Genomic DNA, 24,285 nt, shown 5'->3' with positions numbered 1-24,285 from the left:
ATTGATGGATTCCGACGAGGGGCAATGCGCCCCTTTTTTGTTGGCAATTACCGTAGGGGCGGTTCGCGAACCACCCCTACCGCAAATCTGCACAGATTGCGATCGCGCTTTTACCGCACGGTGCGGATGCTGTTGATCTTGTCGTCAAACAAATCGGTGAAGATGCTCATGACCGTGCGATCGCGGACGCGAATATTGGCCGTAACGGACATCCCCGACTGAAGGGGCAGTTGGCGACCGTTGACTTCGAGCGTTTGGCGTTCGAGTTCCACCTTGGCCGGAAAGTGGTAGAAAGGCAGCACTTCCGTTGGCGGCAGCGCATCATCGCCGATCGAAACGAGCTTGCCTTGAATGTCGCCAAATTCGCTAGAGGGGAACGAATCGACCCGCACATCCACCTCCATGCCTTCATGCAAAAAGCCGATGTCCTGATTGGTGATAAACACTTCAGCCACCAGCGCATTGCTCGGCACAATTTTCAGAACGGGCTGGCTCGTGTTTGCAACAAAGCCTGTGCCCTTGGGCTGCACGTCGAACACAACGCCATCGACGGGAGCGCGGAGTTCTTGATATTGCAGGCCGACTTGTGCCTGACTCAGTTGCGAATTCACTTCGGCCAACCGCTTGTTGTTCTCGACCAAAGCGCGATTAAGCTGGCTGTCGATTTCGGCGATGTCTTTGTCATTTTGGGCAATGCGTCCGAGCAAATCAGTCTGCGTCGTGTCGCGGGTGTTTTGGACGCGCTGGCCTGCTTGCGAAATGGCGTACTGAAGGCGGGCTTGCTCTTTGACCAGTCGATCGACTTCTGCCTGACCGTTGAGCACTTCAGTTTGCTGGCGCAAAAATTGAACGCGAGCGATCGCGCCTTCTTCCACAACGGGCGCAATGTCATCAAGAATGCCTTGATTGATCGCTAGAGTTTGCCGTGCGGTGGCAAGCTGACCTTGTGTTTGACTCAACTGCTGCTGAAGCTGTGACACTTCAAGCTGAGCCGCTGCCGTGCGCGAATCGGCTTCCGAGCGAATTGCCCCCAGTCGTGCTTGTTCTTCACCGCTCAAGCCGCCGCCGCCCGCTCCGGCAAGCTGACGGCGAAACAAATTGTTTTCTGCAACGAGATTCGACCGACTCGTCGTCAGGGCAACCACTTCGGGTGGCAGTCCGGCGAGCGCGGCAGGCGAAGCAGAGCCGCCATTTTGCAGCAGCGTTTGATAAAGGCGATTTTCCTGCTGAAGCGAGTTACGCACCTGTTCGAGCGATCGCACTTGTGCAGTGGCAGCAGTGGCATCAAAGCGCACCAGCACGTCACCCTGCTTCACTTCCTGTCCATCGCGCACCAAAATTTCGCGAACCACGCCGCCAGTGGGAGCCTGCACTTCCTGGACGTTGCCCTGTGGCTCCAGTTGGCCTGTGGCAGGAACGGCTTCTTCGATCTTGGCAACGGAAGCCCAAATCAAGCCAAACGTGGTAACGCCGACGATGCCCCAGACGATCGCTCGTGACCACAAGGCGGTTTGCTGCAAGATTACAGGCTGGTCGAATGCCTCGGTGCGAATCGCCTGACGCGATGGTTTCGCTTCTGCAGGTGCAGTGGGAGGCTGCGGGGCAGGAGCGGGTCGCTTGCCGTTGCCGTTATGTCCGTTGTGGCCGTTGGTGGTTACTGTCATACATCACCTAAAGAATGAGAAGGGGGCAAAAGCTACATCTGCGATTCTTGCTGCTGGTAGAGGCAGTAGTACCGTCCGCGCAAAGCCATCAGTTCTTCATGCACGCCTTTTTCGACGACCGAGCCTTTGTCCATCAGCACAATCATGTCGGCGTTGCGAATCGTGCTGAGACGGTGCGTGATGAAAAAGACGGTGCGATCGCGAAACGCTTCGGCCAGATTCAGGCACACCTGCCGTTCCGAGTCGTAGTCCAAGGCGCTCGTCGCTTCATCCAAAATCAGCATTGAGGGCGACTGAAGGACGGTGCGAGCGATCGCGATCCGCTGCCGCTGTCCGCCAGACAAAGCTGATCCGCGCTCTCCGACTCTTGTATTGTAGCCATTCGGCAATCCCATGATGAAATCGTGGGCAGCAGCGATTTTAGCAGCTTCGATGATTTGATCGGCGGACGCATCCGGGCAGTTGAGCGCGATATTTTCCTGCACCGATCCGTCAAACAGCAGCGTGTCTTGCGGCACGATGCCGATTTGCTGACGCAGCGAGTAGAGTTCCACTTTGCTGATGTCGTAGCCGTCGATCAAAATCCGTCCTGATTCCAGGTCGTACAGGCGCGGCAAAAGTTTCATCATCGTACTTTTGCCCGATCCGCTTTGGCCGACGATGCCGATGAACGATCCGGCGGGAAATTCCAGCGTCACCTGATTGAGCTGCAAGGGGCCACTCGTGCCGAAGCGGAACGACACATCATCGTATTTCACTTCGCCCTGAATGACGGGCATCGGGATGTTTTGGCGATCGATTTCGTCTGCTTCCGGTGCGGCGTCCACAATGTCGCTCAGCCGTTCGATCGACAAGCCAATTTCCTGGAAGTTCTGCCAAAGCTGAGCCAGTCTGAGCAGCGGGCCAGTTACATATCCGGCAATAATTCGGAAGGCGATCAGTTCACCCAAGGTCAACGTGCCTTGCAGCACAAGGTACGCGCCAACCCAAAGGACGAGCAGGCCAGACAGTTCATTGAGGAAGTTGCTGGTCGATCCGGCAGTTGTTCCGGTCAGAACCGTTTTGAATCCGGCACTGACATAGCGGGCGTAGCGCTGCTGCCACTGCCAGCGGGCACGGAGTTCCATGTTTTGCGCCTTGACGGTTTGAATGCCCGACAGGACTTCGACCAGATACGACTGCGTTTCAGCGTTGCGTTCGGCTTTGACGCGCAGTTGCCGACGAATCAGCGGAGAAGCGATCGCCGCCAGCGCCACGAAAAACGGAATCGTCACCAGTGAGACCAGAGCCAGCACCCAGCTATAGATGAACATCACGATGATGTAGATCACCGAGAAGATTGCGTCGAGTACGACGGTCAGCGCCGTCCCGGTGAGAAACTGGCGGATATTTTCAAGCTCTCCGATTCGTGTCGAAAGTTCACCGACTGGCCGCTTCTCGAAATAGCGCAAGGGCAGACGCAGCAGGTGATCGATAATCTCGGAGCCGAGCGACATATCGATCCGATTGGTCGTATCCACGAACAGGTAGGTTCGCAAGCTCGTCAGCAGCGCCTCGAAAATCGAGATCACGACGAGGAAAACGCCCAAAACTTGCAGCGTATCGACGCTTTTTTGCACAATCACCTTGTCGATGATCACCTGCACCATCAGCGGATTGGCGAGGGCGAAAAGCTGCACGAAAAACGAGGCGACAAACACTTCGATCAGCACTTTGCGGTGGCGCTTGATCGCAGGCAGAAACCACTCCAGCCCAAAGCGACGAGTTGGCGTTTCCTTCGTCGGCTTCACCATCAACACTTGTCCGCCTTCGCCCCAAGTTTCGGCAAAAGCGGCGGGTTTGCGCTTGACGATGCCCACGTCCGGCACGGCGATCACCAGTTCGCGATCGCTCGCTTCATAAATCACTGAGAGCGTGTCCTGCCACATGATCAGGGCGGGTGCTTCGATCCGTCCGATCGCGCTGGCCGGAATGCTAACAAGCTGCGCGTTCAGCCCCATCAGTTCCGAAACCACGCCGCACAGCTCCAGCGACAAGCCGCCCGTGCGCTGCATCTGGTTGTCGAGGACGCGGCGAATCACATCACGCCGGAAGGGAAGATTGAAGTGCTGGCACAGCATTTGGAAGCAGGCCGACGCGCCGTCAAGCGCTCCGCGTCCTCGCACGAGCGGATACTTGGACGGCTTGATCTGGTCGGCATCGGCGCGGAGGCTGTAGTCCCCTTCGGCGGGGCGATCGGGCGCGTAGGGAATATCCACCAAGGTCGCCTCGACCGGAATCGCCACATCTTGATCGGCTTCTGGCGAATCTGTTTGCAGCAGAGCAGCGGGCAGACCGATGATCCGAGCGGGACGCTTGCCGACGACTTCGATCGATGCCTGCTCAATGCGACTGGCAACCGGATGATCGGTAATGGCTCCACCCCCGCTAACCATCCAAAGGCGACCGGAGGCGGCGGAGCCATCGCTGGACTGCGGTAGAGTGGCCGTGCCCGAAGACAGATAGCGCAGTTCTGACTGCGCTTGTGCTTCGATCGCCAAATCTTTCAAGTCCACATCGCCCTCGGCGCGGCGGTGCAGTTCGGCTCCAAGCAGATCGAACACTTCAACCAGCGAAATTTGCTGCTCAAACGCTTTTTTCAAGGCGGGTTCGCGATCGAGCAAATTGACAAAATCCATTGCCGACATCACGAGGCAGACCGTTTCCGTTGAGGCGATCGCCGTTTCGCAGGGTACACCGCGCACTAATCCGATCGCGCCCAAGATCGATCCGGTAGACATCCGCTCTAGCGTCACAGGGCGCTGGGTGCGCGGGTCGTAGGCCAAGAAGCGGGCTTGGCCTTCCCAAATAATCGACAGTTGGGCGGGGAGGCGATCGCGCACCAAAATGGCCTGTCCCATCCGGTAGCGCAAAAGCTGAAACTGTTCGGCCAGCTTCGATCGCGTTTGGGCGGACAACTGGCTAAACGGCGGCACAGTTGCCAAAAATTCTTGAACGTTGACTTTGGTGTAGGTCATGATGCGGCACTCGTGGCAGCAGGAAGATTCACAGATTCAATTTGGTCGAGCTGCTCTTGCAGCCAAGTTTCAAAGCGTTCGTTCAGCAGGCGACGGCGCATTGTATCGTCAAGCTGGGCGGGCATGAACTTTTCTAGCCGAACGATGACGAGCCATTCGCCCACGCGAGTCGGTGGGGCAAGCTGTCCGGGCTGGCTGAGCGAAAGGATTTGCGCCAGGGTGGGATGCGGAACGCTGAGTTCAACGGGGCCAATTAAACCGTCGGTTTGCGCTTCGGGGCCTTGCGAATATTCGCGAGCCAGTTCTGCAAAGCTCTGTTCGCCTTCGTGGATGCGGAAGTAAAGCTCTTGGGCGATTCCCAAGTCCTGCGTGCGAATCAGCGAGTAGATGACTTTATCAAGCTGGCTTTTGCGCGTCAGAAAGTAGGATTCGAGCTTTGGTCCCCAAGTCGCCTGCTTGAAGCGATCGATCCGTAGTCCTCTGGTTGCCAAAGCTTCAAGCTGTGCCTCGGTCATGCCATAGCGTCCGAGCCAAGCTTGCCGCGCTTCTTCGCTGTCGATTTGCTGCTGGTGGCAGAACTGTTGGCAGGCGGCAGTCGTTTCTTCGGGCGTCAGTTCGATCGCGCCGATCGCCTGATCAATGATTAGCTCTCGCAAAAGCTGCGGCAGCATTTGATACCCCGAAATCAAGGGCAAAATTTCTTCTGCGGTAATCGTGCGATCGCCAATTTGCAAAACGACTGTCATTGTGACCCGTGAATGAACGACGAAAAACGAGCAGGCAGGATAAGCAGAAAAATATCGAGCATTTTGCTAAGAACGTAGCAGAAATCGTCAACGCAACTCAGATACAGCAGATGGCTCAGCTTCATCTTGGCGAAAATGCACCTCTCAAGATAGGTGCTTTATCAAAAATTGACATTTCAGATCGTGTTTTTGCTGAACTAGGTGCAGTTTGCCCCAGTGTTCCCCGAAGGTAACATCGCTACGCAAATTCTCGCTTGCGATCGACCCTAGCCGATCGCACAACCGGGATTTCTTTAGCTTTGCCATCGTCGTCCCTTGCTTCTTCCTTCTCTTAGAGTAGAAAGAATCCGGGCAGAATCGGCACGGCATCTGCTGCTAACATCATCGCCGCCAGCCTGCATTCCCAATTGCATCGGCTGCACCACCGTTCACTTTTATTACAGTTACAAACAGACCTGAAGCTATGCATTCAATTTTTTCTGGATCGCTGCGGGTCGAACCAATTACGGTCACGATCGCCAATCTGCCACCCGCGCTGGCAGGCTGCCGCATCGTGCAGATGTCCGACTTTCACTATGATGGATTGCGACTGCGAGAATCACTGCTGAACGAGGCGATCGCAGCCTGCAATCGTGCCCAGCCCGATCTGATTGCCCTGACCGGAGATTATGTCACGGACGATCCTAGCCCGATCGAACCGCTGGTCGATCGGCTGCGGCGGCTCAAAAGTCGCTGTGGCCTGTATGCCGTTTTGGGAAATCACGACTTACGCCACTACGACTCAAAAGATAAGATTACCCGCACCTTGGAAGCAGCGGGGATCACGGTTTTGTGGAATCAAATTGCTTATCCGTTTGGTGCAGATCTGCCGATCGTGGGTTTGCCAGATTTCCGGTCGCGATCGTTCGATCCACACACGCTCGATCGGCTTGCCGACACTACACCGCGCCTCGTCCTATCTCACAATCCTGACAGCGCGGCTGTTTTGGCGGAAAAACGAGTTGATTTGCAGTTGTCCGGCCACACGCACGGCGGGCAGGTGGTAATTCCCGGTTTGAAGCCGCTGCCCGCTTGGATTCCCACCATTGCACGCTGCGTTCCCAAACCGATGCGGCAGCAAATTCCGTATCTGCGAAAATCTTGCCGGACGATCGTGCAGCACTGGGAATGGTCGCAAGGGTTGCACCAAGTCGGCAACAATCAGCTTTACGTCAATCGTGGATTGGGAACGTATCTGCCGGGGCGGTTGTTTTGTCCGCCAGAAGTCACCGTGATTACGCTGTTGCCAGGTCGTTCAAGCTAGCAGTCATTACGAGATAAAAATCATCAGGCTGGGTTGAGGCGAGCAAGCTGAGTGAAAGCGTCAAGATTGTCGCGGTAAAGTCGATCGAACAGTGGATAAATTCGCTGATAGGCTTCGGTTTTCGATCGATCGGGCTGATACGAATCTTGAATCTGCACGAACTGCTGAACCGCTTCGAGGCGATCGATCGCGCCCACCGCATACATCGCCAACACTGCCGCGCCGAATCCGCTTCCTTCCGTGACGGCGGGAACTTGCACCTCGCAACCGCACAAATCAGCCAGCAGTTGCAGCCAAATTGGAGAGCGGGCAAAACCGCCAGAAGCGCGAAAGGCTTGCGTTGCGCCGCTGAGGTCTTCGAGGGCGGAGTTGATGCTGTAAACGGCGAACAAAATGCCTTCGAGCGTCGATCGAATCAGGTGCGATCGATTGTGATGCAGCCCCAGTCCAAAGAAAACGCCTCGCGCCCGCGCGTTCCAGTGCGGCGCACGTTCACCCGACAGATACGGCAAACAGATTAACCCTTCTGCACCCGGAGCAATTTTAGCGGCAGCTTCGATCATCACCTGATACGGATCGACGCCTTGCTGCTGTGCCTGCTGAACTTCAAGCAAGCAGAAGTTGTCGCGCAGCCAGCGTAGCAGGATGCCGCCATTGTTCGACGGGCCACCGATTATCCAATGGTTTTCCGTCAGGGCATAGCAAAAGGTGCGCGCTTGCTCGTCGGTGCGCGGCTGCGAAACAACCGTGCGAACCGCGCTGCTCGTTCCGATCGTCACGGCAACCTGACCCAGTTCGATCGCCCCCACGCCCAAATTTGCCAGCACGCCGTCACAAGCTCCCACCACAAACGGCGTCGCCGGATTCAGGTGCATCGCTTGCGCGTATTCGGGCTTGAGGTCGCGCAAGATGTGTGTCGTTGGCACAAGTTCGCTAAGCTGGCGGGCTTGAATTCCAGCAATTTCTAGAGCTTCTGCGTCCCACTGCAAGGAATTGAGGTTGAGAAATCCGCCTGCTGAAGCGATCGAATAATCAACAGCAAACACGCCGAAAAATCGATAGAGCAAATACTCTTTCAGCGAAATAAATCGAGCCGCTTTTTGAAAAATTTCCGGATCTTTCTCGCGCATCCACATCAGCTTTGTGACGGGTGAAACCGGATGAATTGGCGCTCCCGTCCGGCGGTAGAGCGCATGGCTAGCTGGATTTTGCTTGAATGCTTCGGCCTGAGCCAATCCGCGATTATCCGCCCAAATGATATTTCGCGTTAAACAGTTGCCCGATCGATCGATCGCAATCAAGCTGTGCGTCGCGGCACTCAGCCCGACTGCGGCAATTTCAGCAGGGGCGATGGCGGATTGCGCGATCGCCGTCCGAATCGCTTTCACAACGGCTTGCAAAATCATTTCGGGGTCTTGCTCTGCCCATCCCGGTTGCGGCACAACCAGCGGGTATTCCTCGGTGCAAATGCCTTTGGTTTCACCTGTTTCCGAGAAAACGATCGCCTTTGTGCTGGTTGTGCCAATATCAGCTCCAAGAAAATAAGACATTCGCGGCCTGATTGGTTTAATAAAACTTTGCTACAGATCTTCGATCGATTCCTTCCTTTCTATCGCATTCTTAAGAAGTGATTTCTGTTTGAAATATGGATTCTACAACGCCACTCAGCGCCGAACAGCACAAGCAAAAGATGCAGCGGCGCAAAGAAATTCAAGAGCAGCGATTGGCCGATCGAAATCTTGAAAAAGGCTTAATTATTGTCAACACGGGAAACGGCAAGGGCAAAACGACAGCGGCTTTGGGAATGGTGCTGCGATCGCTCGGTCATGGCTACAAAGTGGCGATCGTGCAGTTCATCAAAGGTGCGTGGGAACCTGCCGAAAAAGCCGTTTTCAGCTTGTGGCCGGATCAGCTTGAATTTCACGCGATGGGCGAGGGTTTCACATGGGAAACGCAGGATCGCGATCGCGATATTGCCAAAGCGCAGGAAGCTTGGGAAAAAGCGCTGACCTTCATTCGCAATCCAGAATTTCGGCTGGTTTTGCTGGATGAGGTGAATGTGGCGCTGAAGCTGGGCTATCTTTCGGCTGAAGCCGTTCTCGCCGGACTGGACGAGAAGCCCGCCGATTCGCACGTGATTTTGACAGGCCGAGGTGCGCCTCAAGCCCTGATCGATCGCGCTGATTTAGTGACGGAAATGACGCTCATCAAGCACCCGTTTCGCGAACAAGGCGTGAAAGCGCAGCCGGGCATTGAATTTTAGCTGTGGGAAAGCACTTCGCTGGTTTGCGGCGCACCGACAAGAACGCCCGTCTCGCGCTGCATTGGCAGGATGTTGAGCGTGTCGAGTTTGGCGCAATATTGAAGGTCGGTGTCGCAGTCGAGCCGCAACAGGCGCTTGCCATGACTGGCGTGGTGAAACAATTCGATTAGATTGTCTTTCCAAGTGGTGAACAGCGCGATCGCTGAAACGGTTTCGTCGTTTCCGGCTAGATCAGCGCCAAGCTGGATGCTGAGGCTGTGGGCGATCGCTCCGGCACAAACGGTATCCTCCAGCGAAAACGCGCCTTCCCAGCCTGACCCGACGATCCACACGGTTTCCGGTTGCTTCTCTAGCAGATGCTTAACGACGGCAGCGCGGTTAATCATGGCGGCGGTTAGAACAGTGGGCGCTGCTTGAATGCGGGTCAGACAGCGCGTTCCGTTCGTGGTGCTGATGAACAGGCGTTTGCCGCCGACGCGATCGGGCGTGCAGTCGAGCGGCGAATTACCCATGTCACAGCCTTCGACCATTGCTCCGCCACGCTCTCCAGCCCTAAGACGGCGATCGACAGGCCAAGCTTCGCTGTCGTGCATCAGTTGCTCCATTGAGCTGAACACCTGCACCGCTTCGGCTCCGGCAGCAAGCGCAGTCGCGATCGTGCTGGTGGCTCGCAGCACGTCTACCGCGATCGCACAGTCGGGCACGACGTGAGGAGGTGTCAGTTCAGGAGTATGAAATACAAAGAGTTTCACAGGCGAATTTGGTAGAAACTATAGAGTTATCTTAAGGCGATCGCGCCGTTTCCCTATGGTTCTCTAGATTGGGATCGATCGAGTCCAGCAATAGACTGACTCACGACTCGACGCAGAACGCTAGCGCAGCACAGCTTTTGACGATTCAGATTCCAGTGTACCCCGCGTCACGCCAAGCTGATTTTGCAGCTTGAGTTCGCGCCAAAGCTGCGCCCCGGTGATTTTACCTTCGAGTAGGTCTTGGTAGCGATCGATCGTCTGTCGCACCTGATCCGGCGTTTCGTTGACAAATTCGATGCGGAAATGCCGCAATCCCAGCTTGAGCAAATGCTGAACCAATTCGGCTCCAGTCTGTGCTGTGCCGTTGAAAACCGTGTTGCGACAGCCCGCATCGGCTTGAAGAATATGTTCTGTGCCGACGCGATCGCGCAGCTTCACCTCATGCGTTTCACAAGGCCGACCGCAATTCGTGTAGTCCGTTCCTTCGGAAAGAAACGCACAGAAAACGCAGTGTTCCATGTGAAACATCGGCATGTGCTGGTGAATCGTCACCTCAAACCAGTTCGGCGGACAGTATTTGAGTAACGCTTCAAGCTGCGTGATGTTGAGATCGTAAGAAGCGGTCAGCCGCTCCAGTCCTTGCGATTTGAACAGATCAGCCGCGATCGGATTGGCGACGTTGAGCGAGAAATCTCCGATGCAGCGTCGATCGGCAAAGAACTTGAGATGGTCGTAATTCCGCACGAGATAGCCATCCGCCTCAGATGCCAAAACTTGTTTAAGGATGTAATTCTCTCCGGGCTTGGTAATCCGGGGCGGCGCGACCCAGATGGTTGCATGATTTGACTGGCGAACTTTCTGGACAGCTTGACGATACAGCCGGACATCTTCAAATTCGCAGTAGATTGTTTGACTGTGGGAATCGATCGCGGCCTTAAGCTGATCGAGATTGCGAACTAAAACAATTAATTCTGGTTCAACAGGTGGAACCGAATCGATAGTCGGAAGCAAGTCGGTGAAGGATCGATCGCGGTGAAGCTGCCAGCGTTTCGGCTGAGCGCGAAGCTGTTCAAGCTGCCTGACAAACTCGCGCCGCATCCGATTCAGTTCGCTCACAGGTAAAAGGACTGCACCCTGTAAATGATTCGCCAGGGTTCCGAGGCGAAACGGCGTATTCCCCAAGCGTCCGAATTGTTCTTGGAGGCGATCGCTCGTCAACTGCTGATTTTGCGCTTCAATCAGCGGCATTTCTGAGGCGACTTCAATCACATGCCCGATTTCATCGCGGACGATCGCCACTAAAGGTTCTCCGATCGCACCGTGAACTTCGATCGCAATTTCGCGCTGAAACTGCGGCTTCTCTGCGGTGAAGGTTTGGCGAAGTTGGCGATCGAGTTCGGGGTCGCTGGTTTTCCACAGTCGATCGCCCACTTTAACGCGGCGCAGATCGATCGCTTGCCGTCCGAAGGTAACTAGAGTTTCTTTGCCTCGCGATTCAACGGCGTAAATGCGTCCGCCTTGCTCTTGCTGAGGATTGCCGGAATCGAAGACGACGCCATCACCCGCCTTCAACGGAGCTTGCAGCCGCAGGGCAATTTGCTTTTCGCGTCCGTCGTAAATTTTGCTGACTTCACCCAGAAAAACGCCACGCTTTTTGCCGAATTGGGCGTGAACCAAGCGCTGATTGTCGATGCCGTTCATCCATCCGGTCGAAAGCCCGCGAGAAAACGCCATTTCTAAGGTGTAACGGTCGCCCGCACTCACTTCATGCTCGAAACCTTGGACGATGCGATCGATTGCATCCCGATAAGTTCGCGTCACAGCGGCAACATATTCCGGCGTTTTCAGCCGTCCCTCGATTTTGAGCGACGTTACGCCCGTCCGAATCAGATCGGGCAATACTTCCAGTCCAGCCAAATCTTGCGGACTAAGAAGATATTTGCGATCGCCCAAGTCCCACTGCTGACCGTCCACAATCAGGTCATACGGCATTCGGCAAGCCTGAGCGCACTCGCCCCGATTGGCCGATCGCCCGCCCAGCGATTCGCTGGTCAAGCACTGCCCGGAATAGGCGACGCACAACGCGCCATGCACAAACACTTCCAGCGGCAAACCGCCATCGATTTTCGCTTGAATTTTTTCGATTTCTGCGATCGAACATTCCCGCGCCAGCACGACGAGATTGCAGCCGATCGATCGAGCAAACTCGACGCCTGCCGCATTCGAGACGGTCATCTGAGTAGAGCCGTGAATTGGAAAATCCGGCGACAAATGGCGGATCAAGCGACACATCCCCACGTCCTGGACGATCGCCGCATCCACGCCCGCCGCAATAATGCTGCGTAAATACTGCTCGGCATCCGCCAATTCTTGAGTAAAAACCAGCGTGTTGAACGTGACGTAGCCCTTCACACCGCGCTGATGCAAAAACGCCATCAGTTCGGGCAAATCCGCCTCGGTGAAGTTGTGCGCCCGCATTCGCGCGTTGAACCGCTCTAGGCCAAAGTAGATCGCGTCGGCTCCATTTTCGACGGCGGCTTTGGCACAGTCCCAACTGCCTGCGGGGGCGAGGAGTTCTGGCACGTGGAAGGAAGGAAGGGCGATCGTCATAAAAAATAGCGGCTCACTTCCTCCAGGATATCGTTCGTGCAGGAGGCGAGGTTCTGATCCATCGGCCTGCCTTTTCCTTCCCGATTGCTTTGTCGCTATAAGTGATGTAGTTGTTTGAATTTTCTTTTATGAGCGAACTACAGCCTGCGGAATTTTTGACTGAGACAGAATCGGCCTCAGTCGATCGCGCTCTTCTCGTTACTCGCGATAAATTTCTGACTCGCGTGGCGCTCTATTCGCTGCGATCGCTGCGTCAAATTGCCGAAACATCAGGGCAGGCGATCGAATCGGTGACGCCCGATCAGGTGCAGGCTTGGATCGCGCAGGATGCCAGCTTGCAAAAAGACGCGATCGATCCGTCATTTCGCAGTTTCTTTACGCAGCTTGTTTTATCTTCGCTGAAGCCATTGGGTCAGGCGGCGGAAATGAATGGAAAGGCGATCGCAGACCTCAGCGTTGACGAGGTGATCGCTTGGTTTGAGCAAGATGCCAAGCAGCGATTAGGCACGGCAGCGTCCGAGTAGCGCCCTACATTTCGCATTCCCATACAATAATCAGAATGGATTTGCGGGAAAGGAGCAGAATCGATGTGCGGAATTGTCGGCTATATCGGAACGCAGGCGGCGAGCGGCATTTTGCTGGAAGGGCTGCGGAAGCTGGAGTATCGCGGCTATGATTCTGCCGGAATTGCCACCGTTTGGGAAGGCAAGCTCGATCGCGTCCGCGCCAAAGGCAAACTGCAAAACTTGCAGGAAAAGCTCGAAGGTATGGAAAACCCGGCTCAGGTTGGCATCGGGCACACGCGCTGGGCAACGCACGGCAAGCCAGAGGAATACAACGCGCATCCACATTCGGATTCGAGCGATCGCATTGCCGTCGTCCAAAACGGCATCATTGAAAACTACCGCGAACTGCGCGAAGAACTGAAGGAAAAAGGCTACGAATTTCTTTCCGATACCGATACTGAAGTCGTGCCGAATCTGATTGCTGAATCTCTGAAGCATCCCGACAAAGCGGAAAAATCGCTCAGCTATCAGTCAGATTTGCTCGAAGCTGTGCGGCAAGCCGTCAACCGATTGGAAGGCGCGTTTGCCTTGGCGATCGTTTCTGCCGACTTTCCTGATGAACTGATTGCCGTTCGCAGACAGGCTCCTTTGTCGATCGGATTTGGGCAGGGCGAATTTTTCTGCGCGTCCGATACGCCCGCTTTGGTGGCTCATACTCGCGCCGTGCTGACCTTGGAAAATGGCGAAATTGCCCGTCTGACGCCGCTGGGCGTGGAGGTGTATAGCTTTGCGGGCGACAGGCTTCGCAAAACGCCGCGCACCCTGAACTGGAATCCGATCGTCGTGGAAAAGCAAGGCTTCCGGCACTTTATGGTGAAGGAAATCTATGAACAGCCTGGAGTTGTGCGAACTGGATTAGAAACTTATGTCGATGGCGACTGGACACCCGAATCGAATTCAAACCCGATTCGCCTCAATTTGCCGGATGCAATGTACGAAAATCTGGCGCAAATTCAGATCGTCGCCTGCGGCACAAGCTGGCACGCAAGTCTGGTCGGAAAATTTTTGCTAGAGCAGCTGGCGGGCGTTCCGACCTTGGTGGAATATGCGTCTGAGTTTCGCTATGCGCCGCCGCCACTTGCGCCCAACGTCCTGACGATCGGCGTGACGCAATCCGGCGAAACGGCGGATACGCTTTCGGCCTTGAACATGGAAATCGATCGCCGTCGATCGCTTGCTCCAGAAGAGTTTCAGCCGCGCCTGCTGGGAATCACCAATCGCACCGACAGCACGATCGCCCATCTGGTTAACTACCTGATCGATACTCATGCTGGAATCGAGATCGGCGTGGCAGCCACGAAAACTTTCACCGCGCAGCTAATCGCCTTTTACTGTTTGGCGTTGGATTTGGCCTATCGCCGCAATGCCTTGTCGCTCGATCGCATCGCGGAAATTCTCGATGGCTTGCGGCAGCTACCCGCGCAGATGGAAGCGATTTTAGAAAGTCAAGAGCGCTACATCGAAGAACTTGCCCACGACTTCGCGGAAACGCAGGATTTCATCTTTTTGGGGCGCGGCATCAACTTTCCGATCGCCCTCGAAGGCGCACTCAAGCTGAAGGAAATCAGCTACATCCACGCCGAAGGCTATCCGTCCGGCGAAATGAAGCACGGACCGATCGCGCTGTTAGATGTGAAGGTTCCGGTTGTGGCGATCGCCGTTCCTGGCAGCGTCTACGAAAAAGTGCTGTCTAACGCTCAAGAAGCCAAAGCCCGCGATGCTCGTTTGATCGGCGTGACGGAGATGAGCGATCCCCAAGCGGCGGAGGTGTTTGACAATCTGCTGCCAATTCCGGCAGTGGACGAACTGCTGTCGCCTTTGCTAACCGTGATTCCACTTCAGTTCTTGGCCTATCACATCGCCGCCCGTCGCGGTTTGGATGTCGATCAGCCGCGCAACCTAGCGAAGTCGGTGACGGTGGAGTAGGATTCTGCCCAATGTTTCGATCGCTCCACTGCCTCTAACCAGCGCTCAAATCCACTCGGTTTCGCTTGCGGCTCAAACACACAATCGATCGATCGCATCTGCATAAGTTCCGCATCGCTTGACCAGAAATCGATCGCCAATCCTGCTGCAAATGCCGCCCCCTGCACAGTGGAATCGCGCATCGTTGGCCGCTCGACCGGAATACCCAGCAGGTCGGCCTGAAACTGCATCAAAAAATTGTTTTGACAGGCGCCGCCATCCACGCGCAATCGCTCGACCGCAATACCGCTTTCCGAAATCGCCTGCACAACTTCTTTCACCTGAAACGCAATCGATTCCAACACGGCGCGGACGAGATGCGATCGCGTTGTGCCACCCGTGATCCCCAAAAACGCACCGCGAGCCGTTGCGTCCCAGTGCGGTGCGCCCAAGCCACTGAGAGCCGGAACAAAAAAGACATCGTTCGTATCGTTCACCGATCGAGCGATCGCTTCGGTTTCCGCTGCCGATCGAATCAGCCCCAGTCCGTCGCGCAACCACTGAATGCAGGCTCCGCTGGTGAACATGCTGCCTTCGATCGCATAGCCAATCGGCTGGTTGGCCTGAGTCCAAGCGATCGTGGCAATCAGATTGCGAGGCGATTTGACAATTTCTGATCCCGTATGGGCAACCAAAAAGCTGCCCGTGCCATACGTGCATTTGCTCAAACCAGGGCGATCGCATCCCTGTCCGAACAGCGCCGCCTGCTGATCGCCCAAGATTGCGGTAATCGGAATTTCTCCGCCTAAAAGAGTTGTTGTTCCGAACGTGCCAAGGCTCGATCGAATTTCGGGCAGAATCGATCGCGGAATGTTAAACAGATCGAGGAGGCGATCGTCCCAATCTCCGGTTCTAAGATTCATCAGCATCGTGCGGCTGGCGTTGCTGTGGTCGGTGGCGTGAAGTCCGCCCGTCAGCTTCCACAAAATCCAAGTGTCGATCGTGCCTGCCAAAGTCGTATCGGGATCAACCTCGCAGTGATTCAGCAGCCAAGCGAGTTTCGTTGCGGAAAAATAAGCATCGATGATCAGGCCAGTGGAATCGAAAATCTCCTGACTGTAGCCTTGCTGCTGAAGCTGCAAACAATGTCCAGCCGTGCGTCGATCCTGCCAAACGATCGCATTGTGCAGCGGTTCGCCCGTTGTTTTGTTCCACAGCAGACAGGTTTCGCGCTGCACGGTCAGCCCGATCGCCGCAATCTGACTGGCGGAAATTTTCGCCTGAGCAATTGCCGCCTCGATCACCTTGCAAGTATCTTGCCAAATTTCGATCGGGTCATGCTCTAGCCAGCCGGGTTGCGGATAGTGCTGCCCTAGTTCTTCGTAGGCCTGCGCGATCGCTTGTCCGGCGCGATCAAACACAAACGCGCGATTGCCTGTTGTTCCTAAATCCAGCGCCAAAATATATTGTGACATTGCTAATCTTGACGACGACGAAATTCATCGACCCATCCGGCACTGAGGCCAGTTGCGATCGCGCCCGTTGGCGTCAGCAACATTGAAGCGAGTTGCGGATAGCCCATTAGCAAGGTGACGATCGTGGCGCTCATGCCGCCCAACACGCTAATGACTAAACCTTGATAAAGCTGCTGCATACTATCAATTCATCCTTCATCTTCTACCCTACCAACAGTTGGGAAGCGATCGACTTTTCGTTCATCAAATATCACGCAATCGATCGGGGGATGGGTTGGATTGTGGATGAGTAGCGATCGCCCACTCAAAGAACGGTAGTAGGGTAGGGGTTCGATCGAGTTTGGAAAAGGTGTGGAGTGAACATGAGGGCGATTGGGTTGTTGAATCTTTGAATGGCGCTACTCACAACATCCAAAACCATTCATTTTGGACGCATTAATAGAACATCACAATTATTACTAAAAGCACAGAATCTTTAGTTCTCAAAGTTATACTAGTGCAAGAATATTACTTGAGTATCAGCTATGCCCAAGACTCCTTGTATTGAATGTGGTAAGAAAACAGTAGGACGACACCCAATTCTTGAATTTCCGCTTTGCAGGGATTGTCGCTTTAGAAATCCGGACAAGTATGGGTTTGTTACTAAAACACGGGCTGTTCGAGATTACCGCTTGAAACCTGATGAATTGTATAAGCTAAAGTTCATCGAAGAAAAGAATCCTCATTGGCGCTCCGGTCCTCATCCGATGCATTTGTTTCTGCATCAGCAAGTCAAAGATCTTTCCAAGCAGAAGTGGGGAAGCTCTGAAGTATATACTGTCAGCCTGTCTCAGTTCTCTGAACAACTTCTTGCATGGTTTCTTGAAGACTCAGATAGACTCAAGCAACTTCCGCCAGACAAGTTTCAGTTCTTTATTGCAGATAGATTAGAACGTCTTGGTTTGGAACCTAAACTTGTCGGTGATGTTAACAGAAAAGATGGCGGCGTAGATATAATTGCGTATCCAAAGAATCTCACCGTTCCATTCCTGTTGGCTGTGCAAGCAAAGCATCACCGCAAAGATTCACCCACAAAAGTTGGCGATGTTCGCGATTTTCATGGAGTTTTGACCTCGAACAACTCTCCATTTCATATGGGAATGCTTGTCACAAACACTAGGTTTACTGCTGATGCACAATGGTTTGCTGATAACAACAAGAAGTTGTTAAGGCTTAGAGGAATGCAAGATTTGCAGCGATGGCTAAAAGAGGATTTTGTTAACGAACATGAGTGGCGTGAAATTCCAGAAGAAATTGAGCTTGCACCAGGAATACGTGTCCAAATTCCCAGAGAAAAGCTGTGGCTGCCTAGTTAATATCGATGCAATCAGCGATGAAGCAGTCAGATTAAGAATTGAGGTTTAGGGGCGAATCGCCCCCACCCACAAAAAAATCAGGGCACAAACTGCACCCTGACTTCAGACTATCTATCTTGACGCACTATTGCTTCGGGGAAGCGGGCGTTCTGGGTGTCGGCTTGGCGCTGTTCGATCGCTTCACAGGCTTCATCGAATACGATTTTGGCTCGTCGTAAACCGGGTCTTCGCTGACGCCTTGATCGGTGCGCATCCAGGAAGGACGGGTTTGATCGTATGCCATTTGCAAAGCGGCGGCGGCGATCGTGCGGAGGTCGTATTCTTCGCTCAGTTGCGAGACGATCGGCAAGAACGAGGCCATGCGTTCGCCTGCGAGAGCTTCGCGGACTTGCGACTGGAGCTTTTCAAGCTGACGCGCCTCGATTTGGGCGCGAGTCGGAATTGTGCCCATCGTCAGCGATTGACGGACGTGGCGTTCGATGTCCTTCAGCTTGCGGCGATCGAGCGGCTGAATCAGCGAAATGGCTGTGCCTTCTTTGCCTGCGCGTCCGGTTCGTCCGATGCGGTGAACGTAGCTTTCGACGCTATCGGGCAAATCGTAGTTGATCACGTGCGTTAGATCTTCGACGTGCAAACCGCGAGCGGCGATGTCCGTTGCGACCACCCAGCGGACTTGACGTTGACGGAAGCGGAGCAGAAGACGTTCGCGCTGCGACTGGCTGAGGTCGCCGTGATATTCGTCAACGCTGTGTCCGGCAGCCTGAAGCTGACGGGTGAGGTCGGCGGCGGCGCGGCGGGTGCGAACGAAGATCAAGGCCGATTCGGGGTCTTCCAGTTCCAGGATCGGTTGGAGGGCGCGGGCTTTCGTCCAGCCACGCGGAACCATGTAGGCGATTTGGTTGATCCGAGTCGGGGCGGCTTTCGGCTGCTCGACCGTGACCGTAACGGGCGATCGCAAGAACTTCGCGGCCAAAGCGCGGATCGAGGGTTCCATCGTGGCTGAGAAGAAAGCAGTTTGCCGTTCAGCCGGAGCTTGACTGAGGATCTTCTCGACATCTTGAATGAAGCCCATGTTCAGCATTTCGTCGGCTTCATCGAGGACGAGCCAGCTTAGCTGATTCAGCTTGAGATCGCCGCGCTTGAGCAAATCAAGGACGCGACCGGGAGTGCCAACGACGATTTGAGCGCCGCGACGGAGCCGCTGGAGTTGCAGATCGATCGATTGCCCACCATAAATCGGTAGGACATGGATGCGGCGATCGTCGTTGAAGGCGCGAATTGAGGTGCAAACCTGCACGGCCAACTCGCGAGTCGGGGTGAGAATCAAAGCTTGAACGGCGTGATTGTTCACGTCGATTTGTTCGAGCATTGGCAGCGAGAAAGCTGCGGTTTTGCCCGTTCCGGTTTGCGCCTGACCGACGACATCGCGACCGGAAAGGAGGTGCGGAATTGCTTGGGCTTGAATGGCAGTCGGTGTCTCAAAGCCTGCTTTTTCGAGGTGTGCGACACGTGCTTCAGACAAACCGAGGCTGTGAAATGAAAGGGTCATCGAGTCTCCTTAATTGAGGGTTGCAGAGACACGACGAATCGCGCCTCTCAGTTGGGTGTGTGAGTTTGCGATCGATCCGTACAGGTCGTACACATCTGCGCCTGTGATCAGGACGGGCGCGATCGAACCCAATCGTGCCGAGCCTTGTACGTAGACCAAGCCATCAACTTCCGGCGCGAATCGGGGCGATCGTCCCACGAGTTCTCCGGTGTCTGGATGTTCTTGTTCGATCAAGACATCCACGACTTTGCCGACTTCGGCTTGATTTTTGAGTTGCGATATAGGCTGCTGAAGCGACATCAGCGCATCGCGGCGATCGTCCATCACGTCCTGCGGAATCTGGTTCGGCAGGTCGTAAGCGGCTGTGCCTTCTTCTTGTGAGAAGGTGAAAACGCCAACGTGATCAAACTGATGGCGATCGACAAATTCGAGTAGATGCTCAAACTGCGCGTCCGTTTCGCCAGGGAAACCGACGATGAACGTCGTCCGTGTGACCGCTTCGGGGATCGCGGTTTTGATGCGATCGATGATCTGGTCGTTCACCTGACCCTGCCAAGGCCGATTCATCGATCGCAGCACATCGGGATGCGAGTGCTGAAGCGGCAAGTCGAGGTAGGGCAGGACGTTCCGCGTTTCGCGCATTGCGGCGAGAACATCGTTTGTCAATCCGGTCGGATAGGCGTAGTGCATCCGAATCCAGGGAACTTCGACGCGACCGAGTGCCCGCAGCAGTTCGGCCAGCATCGGCTTTCCGTAAAGGTCAAGTCCGTAGTTCGTCGTGATTTGCGAAATCAAGATGATCTCTTGGACGCCTTCAGCGGCAAGCTGTTCGGCTTCGCGGACGATCGATTCGATCGAGCGCGATCGCTGCTTGCCCCGCAACTGCGGAATGATGCAGAACGCGCACTTGTAGTCGCAGCCTTCCGAGACGCGCAGGTAGGCAACGCCCTCGGTCGTGGTGCGATAGCGCGGGATGTTCTCGTCTGCGATGAACGTCGGATGGCTCGATACTTCCTGGACGCGCTCTCCGGTTTCTGCTCGCTGGATGACATCGACGATCTTGTGATAGTCACCTGTACCGACAACCGCGACGGCTTCGGGCAGTTCATCGAGCAGTTCTTTTTGGAAATGCTGCGCCATGCAGCCTGTGATTACGACTTTCTTGCCGTCTTCAGCCAGTTCGACGAGGGTGCGAACCGATTCTTCGCGAGCGGCCTGAATGAAGCTACAGGTATTGACAATGACGTAGTCGGCTAATTCTTCGTTGCTATCGACTTCATAGCCTGCCTGCACGAGCAGACCTAGCATATGTTCGGTATCGATGCGGTTTTTTTCGCAGCCTAAGTGAGAGATGGCAATTGTGGGTTTGCCCATGAATGACGGGATAGATTCACAAGAAGGGTTGACAGGTATTCAGCAGCAAAAAGCTGCCGAGCGATCGCATAATCAACGGACTTCTTCGTGTCCTATGTTCGTGTCACCAGAAGAGTCGAGTGACCCGCGAACAACCGTCAATCGCAACCGCAGTAGTGATTACGTTTCCATCCTAGCGCACAATTACATAACTTAACCATATTCACGGTGAATTCAATGTGACAGGGAAAGTTTTTCGGGCGGGGATCAACTATCGAAAGGAAGATGCGGCTCCCTGAAATCGTGCAGCCCATCCGCTGTTAGAGTAGATCTAAGCCAGCGGCGATCGCTGGATGTAGATACTAAAAGTCCGAATCTCAGATCCAAGTGGACTTAAGACAAACCTTCAACACGCCCAATCCGATTATTGGGGTCGTTCATTTGATGCCCCTGCCCACGTCTCCGCGCTGGGGCGGTTCGCTCAAAGCCGTAATCGATCGCGCCGAACAAGAAGCGACCGCGCTGGCTTCTGGCGGTGTCAACGGCATCATTGTCGAAAATTTCTTTGATGCCCCGTTCACGAAAAACAGAGTTGATCCCGCGATCGTCAGTGCAATGAGCCTTGTGGTAGAGCGCTTAAAGCATCTGGTGGAAGTGCCAATCGGTCTCAACGTTTTACGCAACGATGCCTTGAGCGCGATGGCGATCGCCTCTTGCGTTCAAGCCCACTTCATCCGCGTCAACGTCTTGACCGGAGTGATGGCAACCGATCAGGGGATTATCGAAGGGCAGGCGCACGAACTGCTGCGCTATCGGCGCGAACTGGGCAGCAACGTCAAGATTCTGGCGGATGTGCTGGTGAAACACGCAAGGCCGCTGGGATCGCCCAATTTGACGACAGCCGTGCAGGAAACGATCGATCGCGGCTTAGCCGATGGCGTGATCCTCTCCGGCTGGTCAACCGGAAGTCCACCGACACTAGAAGATCTGGAACTCGCCAGTGCTGCCGCGAACGGAACGCCCGTCTTCATCGGCAGTGGGGCAAGCTGGGAGAATATTCCGCAACTGATTCAGGCGGCGGATGGCGTGATCGTGTCGAGTTCCTTGAAGCGGCGCGGCCAGATCGAACAGCCGATCGACCCGATTCGCGTTAGTCAGTTTGTCGAAGCGATGCAGCGCAGCCTTGCCCTCAAAGCGCAGGAGAAAGCGCAGGCGATCATCACGGTTTCGCCTTAGGCGGCACTCGATCGCCAGAATGTAAGTCAAAATGGATGAGGTGGCAACTTTTGCCGCCATGATATTGTGTTGACGGAAATTTACAGCGTGAAGTTATGAGTCGTCGCCGCAGCCAACCTACTTCTTGGATTCACCGCTGGTCGCGTCCGCTGATTGGGGCGATCGCCCTGCTGGGTGCGCTGAATACGGGCTACATTACGTTCAATCGTTTGTTCGGCGGCGAAACCACCTGCCCGACCGGAGGCTGTGAGCAGGTTCTCACCAGCGACTACGCCTACATCGGCACAATTCCGCTGTCACTGTTTGGCCTGCTGGCTTATCTTGCCGTTGCCGCTTTTGCCCTTGCGCCCTTGCTGATCAATCCTGAGCGGAATAAACAGCAGCGATCGCAAGCCGAGTCTACAACCTGGCTATTGCTGTTTGTCAGCACAACGGCAATGATGATTTTTAGCGGCTATTTGATGTACATCATGGCCTCGAAGTTCATTGCTGTGTATGGTGCCAACGGCATTTGCTACTACTGCATCGCGTCTGCAATTTTTGCCACCAGCCTGTTTGTGCTGACGCTGGTGGGTCGCGCTTGGGATGATATCGGGCAACTGCTGGTTACGGGCGTCATTGTGGCAATGGTCACGTTAGTCGGAACGCTGGGCGTATATGCAGGTGTGCCAAATCCGGGAGAACCGCCGAGCGTCAGCACACCGGGAGAAGTGGGACCGCCGATTACGACAACATCAGGAGAGTCGGAAATCGCGCTGGCAAAACATCTCAAGTCGATCGGCGCGAAGATGTATTCGGCTTACTGGTGCCCACACTGCCACGATCAAAAGCAGCTATTTGGACGGCAAGCGGCTCAGGAGCTTCCCCTCGTTGAGTGCGATCCCGCAGGTCGAAATTCGCAAACTGCGCTTTGCCAGGAGAAATCCGAGCAAGTGACCGGATATCCCACTTGGGAAATCAACGGGAAATTCTACAACGGAACTCAATCGCTGGAACAGCTAGCTGAAGCATCGGGCTTCACCGGATCGCGCAACTTTAGAAACTAGCTTGAAGCTGGTGAAAGCTTGAATTTACATTAGAAAAACAGGGTGCGATCGCACCCTGTTTTGTATTTTTCATTGTTTCGCATCCTAAAAGTGATACCGCTGCTCTAACCACATCCGCACTTCTTTTTCACTTGAAAGATACAGCGTTTGATGGCGAATTGGATCGTAAACGCGCCAGCTATTATCACTGATCCGCTGAACTTTTGGCTCAGAACTTCCGGCTAGAAACGCGATGATCGATCGCCCGATTTTGCTGAGATTGCAGCGGTCACGCGATTGCTGGACACGAGCAAATTCTGCTGAAAGATTAACGCTTGATCCTTCCATTTTTCCGCCTCCGATGAAATCGTTTTCCCTTTGCCAATTACTGTAGGAAGTTGGCGATCGAAATTCAAAAGCTGGCGTGAATCACATCAATAGATTTTCTTCATGCAGCGATCGCGTCCTTCAGGCACAATTAAAATCAAGCGGAGGACGAGTGCATGGAGCGATTTAACCTGGATCAAGTCAAGCTGTCGCAGGTGCGGGCGTTTGTCGCGGTGGCAGAATGCAGCAACTTTGGCGAAGCAGGATTGCAATTGGGTGTGTCGCAATCAGCAATTAGCCATGCGATCGCCACCTTGGAAGATCAGTTAGGCGTGGTTTTGCTAACGCGAGGACGACATGGCGCAATGCTGACTCCGGCAGGCGAGCAGATTTTGCCTCATGCGCGGCAGATGTTGCAGGTTTTGGCTGCGATCGGCAACGAAGCGCGTCTCGTGCGCGGCTTGCAGGGCGGACAGGTGCGCGTTTCCACGTTTCGCAGCATCGCAACGCATATCCTGCCGGAAATGATTGCCCGCTTTCGCCAAGCCTACCCACAAGTTTCAGTTTCCCTCGATTTGGTGCGCGGCAGTGACGGTGTTGAGCAAGCGTTGCGGCAAGGTCGCGCCGACATTGGCTTTATCTGTGTCCCTGTCGCCAACCCCGATGAATTTGAACTGTGGGAGCTAATGCGCGATGAATATGTGGCGCTGCTGCCGCCCGATACTCAGGTGGATGAACCGCTGACCTGGAATGAACTTGCCCGCTTTCCGCTGATTTTTCCGCCCGAAGAGGACTACTGTGCGATTTTGATTCGCAATCATCTCGCTCAGGTTGCTCCCCACTTAAAGCCGAGCTACCGCATCAACGAAGATTCCGCGATCGTCAGTATGGTGATGCAGGGCTTGGGTGCCACAATTATCGCTCGCCTTGCCGCCGCTCCCCTGCCAACCGAGGCTCGCGTCTATCCTCTTCCCGATCCGCTCGATCGCGTCATTCAGGTGGCAACTCTTGCGGATGCACTACTTTCACCCGCCGTCTATGCGTTTTTGAATTTGGTGAAGCAGAGCGATCGCGTGTCTGCTCTGGCTGCCCTGAGTCATTCACTCTAAGCAATTCCCTCGGTTCTCCAACTGTGAAGC

Annotated in this window: 20 protein-coding genes; 9 read left to right on the top strand and 11 right to left on the bottom strand. The window is 54.7% G+C overall.

Annotated elements, in window-relative coordinates:
• Window positions 1–110 precede the first annotated feature (110 nt).
• From H6F67_RS07135 to H6F67_RS07125, 3 genes are read right to left on the bottom strand one after another with little or no spacing between them, the layout of a single operon-like run.
• On the bottom strand, window positions 111–1,664 hold the full coding sequence (locus H6F67_RS07135) for an HlyD family type I secretion periplasmic adaptor subunit (protein WP_190764711.1): 1,554 nt from the start codon (window positions 1,662–1,664) through the stop codon (window positions 111–113).
• A 32-nt stretch (window positions 1,665–1,696) separates the two neighbouring features.
• A complete protein-coding gene (locus H6F67_RS07130; RefSeq protein WP_190764709.1) occupies window positions 1,697–4,681 on the bottom strand; it encodes a type I secretion system permease/ATPase in 2,985 nt (994 codons plus the stop codon).
• Window positions 4,678–5,427, bottom strand: a complete 750-nt coding sequence (locus H6F67_RS07125) for a peptidylprolyl isomerase (RefSeq protein WP_190764707.1) — start codon at window positions 5,425–5,427, stop codon at window positions 4,678–4,680. Before H6F67_RS07125 ends, H6F67_RS07130 begins: the two co-directional genes overlap by 4 nt.
• Window positions 5,428–5,435: 8 nt before the next feature.
• On the opposite strand from H6F67_RS07125, the gene H6F67_RS07120 reads away from it, so the two are divergent.
• A complete protein-coding gene (locus H6F67_RS07120) occupies window positions 5,436–5,660 on the top strand; it encodes a hypothetical protein (protein ID WP_190764705.1) in 225 nt (74 codons plus the stop codon).
• 230 nt (window positions 5,661–5,890) lie between these two features.
• Window positions 5,891–6,730 carry a metallophosphoesterase gene (locus tag H6F67_RS07115; protein ID WP_190764703.1) on the top strand — a complete coding sequence of 280 codons (840 nt, stop codon included), beginning with the start codon at window positions 5,891–5,893 and terminating at the stop codon, window positions 6,728–6,730.
• A gap of 23 nt (window positions 6,731–6,753) precedes the next feature.
• On the opposite strand, the gene H6F67_RS07110 is transcribed toward H6F67_RS07115, so the two are convergent.
• Window positions 6,754–8,280, bottom strand: coding sequence for a gluconokinase (locus H6F67_RS07110; protein WP_190764701.1), 1,527 nt, complete (start codon window positions 8,278–8,280; stop codon window positions 6,754–6,756).
• A gap of 95 nt (window positions 8,281–8,375) precedes the next feature.
• Here H6F67_RS07110 and cobO point away from each other — a divergent pair, with 95 nt between their 5' ends.
• Window positions 8,376–8,993 (top strand): cob(I)yrinic acid a,c-diamide adenosyltransferase, encoded by a 618-nt coding sequence (gene cobO, locus H6F67_RS07105; RefSeq protein WP_190764700.1) that lies wholly within the window; start codon window positions 8,376–8,378, stop codon window positions 8,991–8,993.
• On the opposite strand, the gene H6F67_RS07100 is transcribed toward cobO, so the two are convergent.
• Window positions 8,990–9,745, bottom strand: coding sequence for a 2-phosphosulfolactate phosphatase family protein (locus H6F67_RS07100; RefSeq protein ID WP_190764699.1), 756 nt, complete (start codon window positions 9,743–9,745; stop codon window positions 8,990–8,992). The genes cobO and H6F67_RS07100 overlap by 4 nt on opposite strands.
• Before the next feature lie 120 nt (window positions 9,746–9,865).
• Window positions 9,866–12,355, bottom strand: coding sequence for a U32 family peptidase (locus tag H6F67_RS07095; RefSeq protein WP_190764698.1), 2,490 nt, complete (start codon window positions 12,353–12,355; stop codon window positions 9,866–9,868).
• 128 nt (window positions 12,356–12,483) lie between these two features.
• Between H6F67_RS07095 and H6F67_RS07090 the strand changes: the two genes are divergently transcribed.
• Together H6F67_RS07090 and glmS are read left to right on the top strand one after the other, a co-directional pair.
• Window positions 12,484–12,879 (top strand): hypothetical protein, encoded by a 396-nt coding sequence (locus H6F67_RS07090; protein ID WP_190764697.1) that lies wholly within the window; start codon window positions 12,484–12,486, stop codon window positions 12,877–12,879.
• Window positions 12,880–12,942: 63 nt separating this feature from the next.
• Window positions 12,943–14,847: a glutamine--fructose-6-phosphate transaminase (isomerizing) gene (gene glmS / locus H6F67_RS07085; protein WP_190764696.1), complete on the top strand. Its 1,905-nt coding sequence runs from the start codon at window positions 12,943–12,945 to the stop codon at window positions 14,845–14,847.
• On the opposite strand, the gene glpK is transcribed toward glmS, so the two are convergent.
• Both glpK and H6F67_RS07075 read right to left on the bottom strand, forming a co-directional pair.
• Window positions 14,808–16,301: a glycerol kinase GlpK gene (gene glpK, locus H6F67_RS07080; RefSeq protein ID WP_190764695.1), complete on the bottom strand. Its 1,494-nt coding sequence runs from the start codon at window positions 16,299–16,301 to the stop codon at window positions 14,808–14,810. The two genes, glmS and glpK, sit on opposite strands and share 40 nt — an antisense overlap.
• Before the next feature lie 2 nt (window positions 16,302–16,303).
• Window positions 16,304–16,480 (bottom strand): hypothetical protein, encoded by a 177-nt coding sequence (locus H6F67_RS07075; RefSeq protein WP_190764693.1) that lies wholly within the window; start codon window positions 16,478–16,480, stop codon window positions 16,304–16,306.
• A gap of 345 nt (window positions 16,481–16,825) precedes the next feature.
• On the opposite strand from H6F67_RS07075, the gene H6F67_RS07070 reads away from it, so the two are divergent.
• Window positions 16,826–17,656 carry a restriction endonuclease gene (locus tag H6F67_RS07070; RefSeq protein ID WP_190764691.1) on the top strand — a complete coding sequence of 277 codons (831 nt, stop codon included), beginning with the start codon at window positions 16,826–16,828 and terminating at the stop codon, window positions 17,654–17,656.
• 124 nt (window positions 17,657–17,780) lie between these two features.
• On the opposite strand, the gene H6F67_RS07065 is transcribed toward H6F67_RS07070, so the two are convergent.
• Both H6F67_RS07065 and rimO read right to left on the bottom strand, forming a co-directional pair.
• Window positions 17,781–19,205, bottom strand: coding sequence for a DEAD/DEAH box helicase (locus tag H6F67_RS07065; RefSeq protein WP_190764689.1), 1,425 nt, complete (start codon window positions 19,203–19,205; stop codon window positions 17,781–17,783).
• 9 nt (window positions 19,206–19,214) lie between these two features.
• Window positions 19,215–20,579 carry a 30S ribosomal protein S12 methylthiotransferase RimO gene (rimO, locus tag H6F67_RS07060; RefSeq protein WP_190764687.1) on the bottom strand — a complete coding sequence of 455 codons (1,365 nt, stop codon included), beginning with the start codon at window positions 20,577–20,579 and terminating at the stop codon, window positions 19,215–19,217.
• 366 nt (window positions 20,580–20,945) lie between these two features.
• On the opposite strand from rimO, the gene btpA reads away from it, so the two are divergent.
• The gene (btpA, locus tag H6F67_RS07055) at window positions 20,946–21,794 is read left to right on the top strand and encodes a photosystem I biogenesis protein BtpA (protein ID WP_190764685.1); all 849 of its coding nucleotides are present in this window, start codon (window positions 20,946–20,948) and stop codon (window positions 21,792–21,794) included.
• Window positions 21,795–21,889: 95 nt separating this feature from the next.
• On the top strand, window positions 21,890–22,840 hold the full coding sequence (locus H6F67_RS07050) for a vitamin K epoxide reductase family protein (RefSeq protein ID WP_190764683.1): 951 nt from the start codon (window positions 21,890–21,892) through the stop codon (window positions 22,838–22,840).
• Between the two features lie 84 nt (window positions 22,841–22,924).
• Here H6F67_RS07050 and H6F67_RS07045 read toward each other — a convergent pair whose 3' ends face one another.
• The gene (locus H6F67_RS07045; protein WP_190764681.1) at window positions 22,925–23,167 is read right to left on the bottom strand and encodes a hypothetical protein; all 243 of its coding nucleotides are present in this window, start codon (window positions 23,165–23,167) and stop codon (window positions 22,925–22,927) included.
• Window positions 23,168–23,322: 155 nt separating this feature from the next.
• Here H6F67_RS07045 and H6F67_RS07040 point away from each other — a divergent pair, with 155 nt between their 5' ends.
• Window positions 23,323–24,255, top strand: a complete 933-nt coding sequence (locus tag H6F67_RS07040; protein ID WP_190764679.1) for a LysR family transcriptional regulator — start codon at window positions 23,323–23,325, stop codon at window positions 24,253–24,255.
• The last annotated feature ends 30 nt before the right edge of the window (window positions 24,256–24,285 follow it).

The sequence above is a fragment of the Microcoleus sp. FACHB-1515 genome (assembly GCF_014696105.1).
Lineage (GTDB): Bacteria > Cyanobacteriota > Cyanobacteriia > Elainellales > Elainellaceae > JAAUTJ01.
Note: the sequence above shows the minus strand (reverse complement) of the source record. Positions and strands in the feature narration are given on the sequence as shown.

What these genes read in the sequence shown, in the direction of transcription:
- H6F67_RS07110 (WP_190764701.1), bottom strand. Translation starts at nt 8,280, where the DNA reads ATGTCTTATTTTCTTGGAGCTGATATTGGCACAACCAGCACAAAGGCG.
- H6F67_RS07090 (WP_190764697.1), top strand. Translation starts at nt 12,484, where the DNA reads ATGAGCGAACTACAGCCTGCGGAATTTTTGACTGAGACAGAATCGGCC.
- rimO (WP_190764687.1), bottom strand. Translation starts at nt 20,579, where the DNA reads ATGGGCAAACCCACAATTGCCATCTCTCACTTAGGCTGCGAAAAAAAC.
- H6F67_RS07130 (WP_190764709.1), bottom strand. Translation starts at nt 4,681, where the DNA reads ATGACCTACACCAAAGTCAACGTTCAAGAATTTTTGGCAACTGTGCCG.
- H6F67_RS07135 (WP_190764711.1), bottom strand. Translation starts at nt 1,664, where the DNA reads ATGACAGTAACCACCAACGGCCACAACGGACATAACGGCAACGGCAAG.
- H6F67_RS07045 (WP_190764681.1), bottom strand. Translation starts at nt 23,167, where the DNA reads ATGGAAGGATCAAGCGTTAATCTTTCAGCAGAATTTGCTCGTGTCCAG.
- H6F67_RS07115 (WP_190764703.1), top strand. Translation starts at nt 5,891, where the DNA reads ATGCATTCAATTTTTTCTGGATCGCTGCGGGTCGAACCAATTACGGTC.
- H6F67_RS07050 (WP_190764683.1), top strand. Translation starts at nt 21,890, where the DNA reads ATGAGTCGTCGCCGCAGCCAACCTACTTCTTGGATTCACCGCTGGTCG.
- H6F67_RS07070 (WP_190764691.1), top strand. Translation starts at nt 16,826, where the DNA reads ATGCCCAAGACTCCTTGTATTGAATGTGGTAAGAAAACAGTAGGACGA.
- H6F67_RS07095 (WP_190764698.1), bottom strand. Translation starts at nt 12,355, where the DNA reads ATGACGATCGCCCTTCCTTCCTTCCACGTGCCAGAACTCCTCGCCCCC.
- cobO (WP_190764700.1), top strand. Translation starts at nt 8,376, where the DNA reads ATGGATTCTACAACGCCACTCAGCGCCGAACAGCACAAGCAAAAGATG.
- H6F67_RS07075 (WP_190764693.1), bottom strand. Translation starts at nt 16,480, where the DNA reads ATGCAGCAGCTTTATCAAGGTTTAGTCATTAGCGTGTTGGGCGGCATG.
- H6F67_RS07040 (WP_190764679.1), top strand. Translation starts at nt 23,323, where the DNA reads ATGGAGCGATTTAACCTGGATCAAGTCAAGCTGTCGCAGGTGCGGGCG.
- glpK (WP_190764695.1), bottom strand. Translation starts at nt 16,301, where the DNA reads ATGTCACAATATATTTTGGCGCTGGATTTAGGAACAACAGGCAATCGC.
- H6F67_RS07125 (WP_190764707.1), bottom strand. Translation starts at nt 5,427, where the DNA reads ATGACAGTCGTTTTGCAAATTGGCGATCGCACGATTACCGCAGAAGAA.
- glmS (WP_190764696.1), top strand. Translation starts at nt 12,943, where the DNA reads ATGTGCGGAATTGTCGGCTATATCGGAACGCAGGCGGCGAGCGGCATT.
- H6F67_RS07065 (WP_190764689.1), bottom strand. Translation starts at nt 19,205, where the DNA reads ATGACCCTTTCATTTCACAGCCTCGGTTTGTCTGAAGCACGTGTCGCA.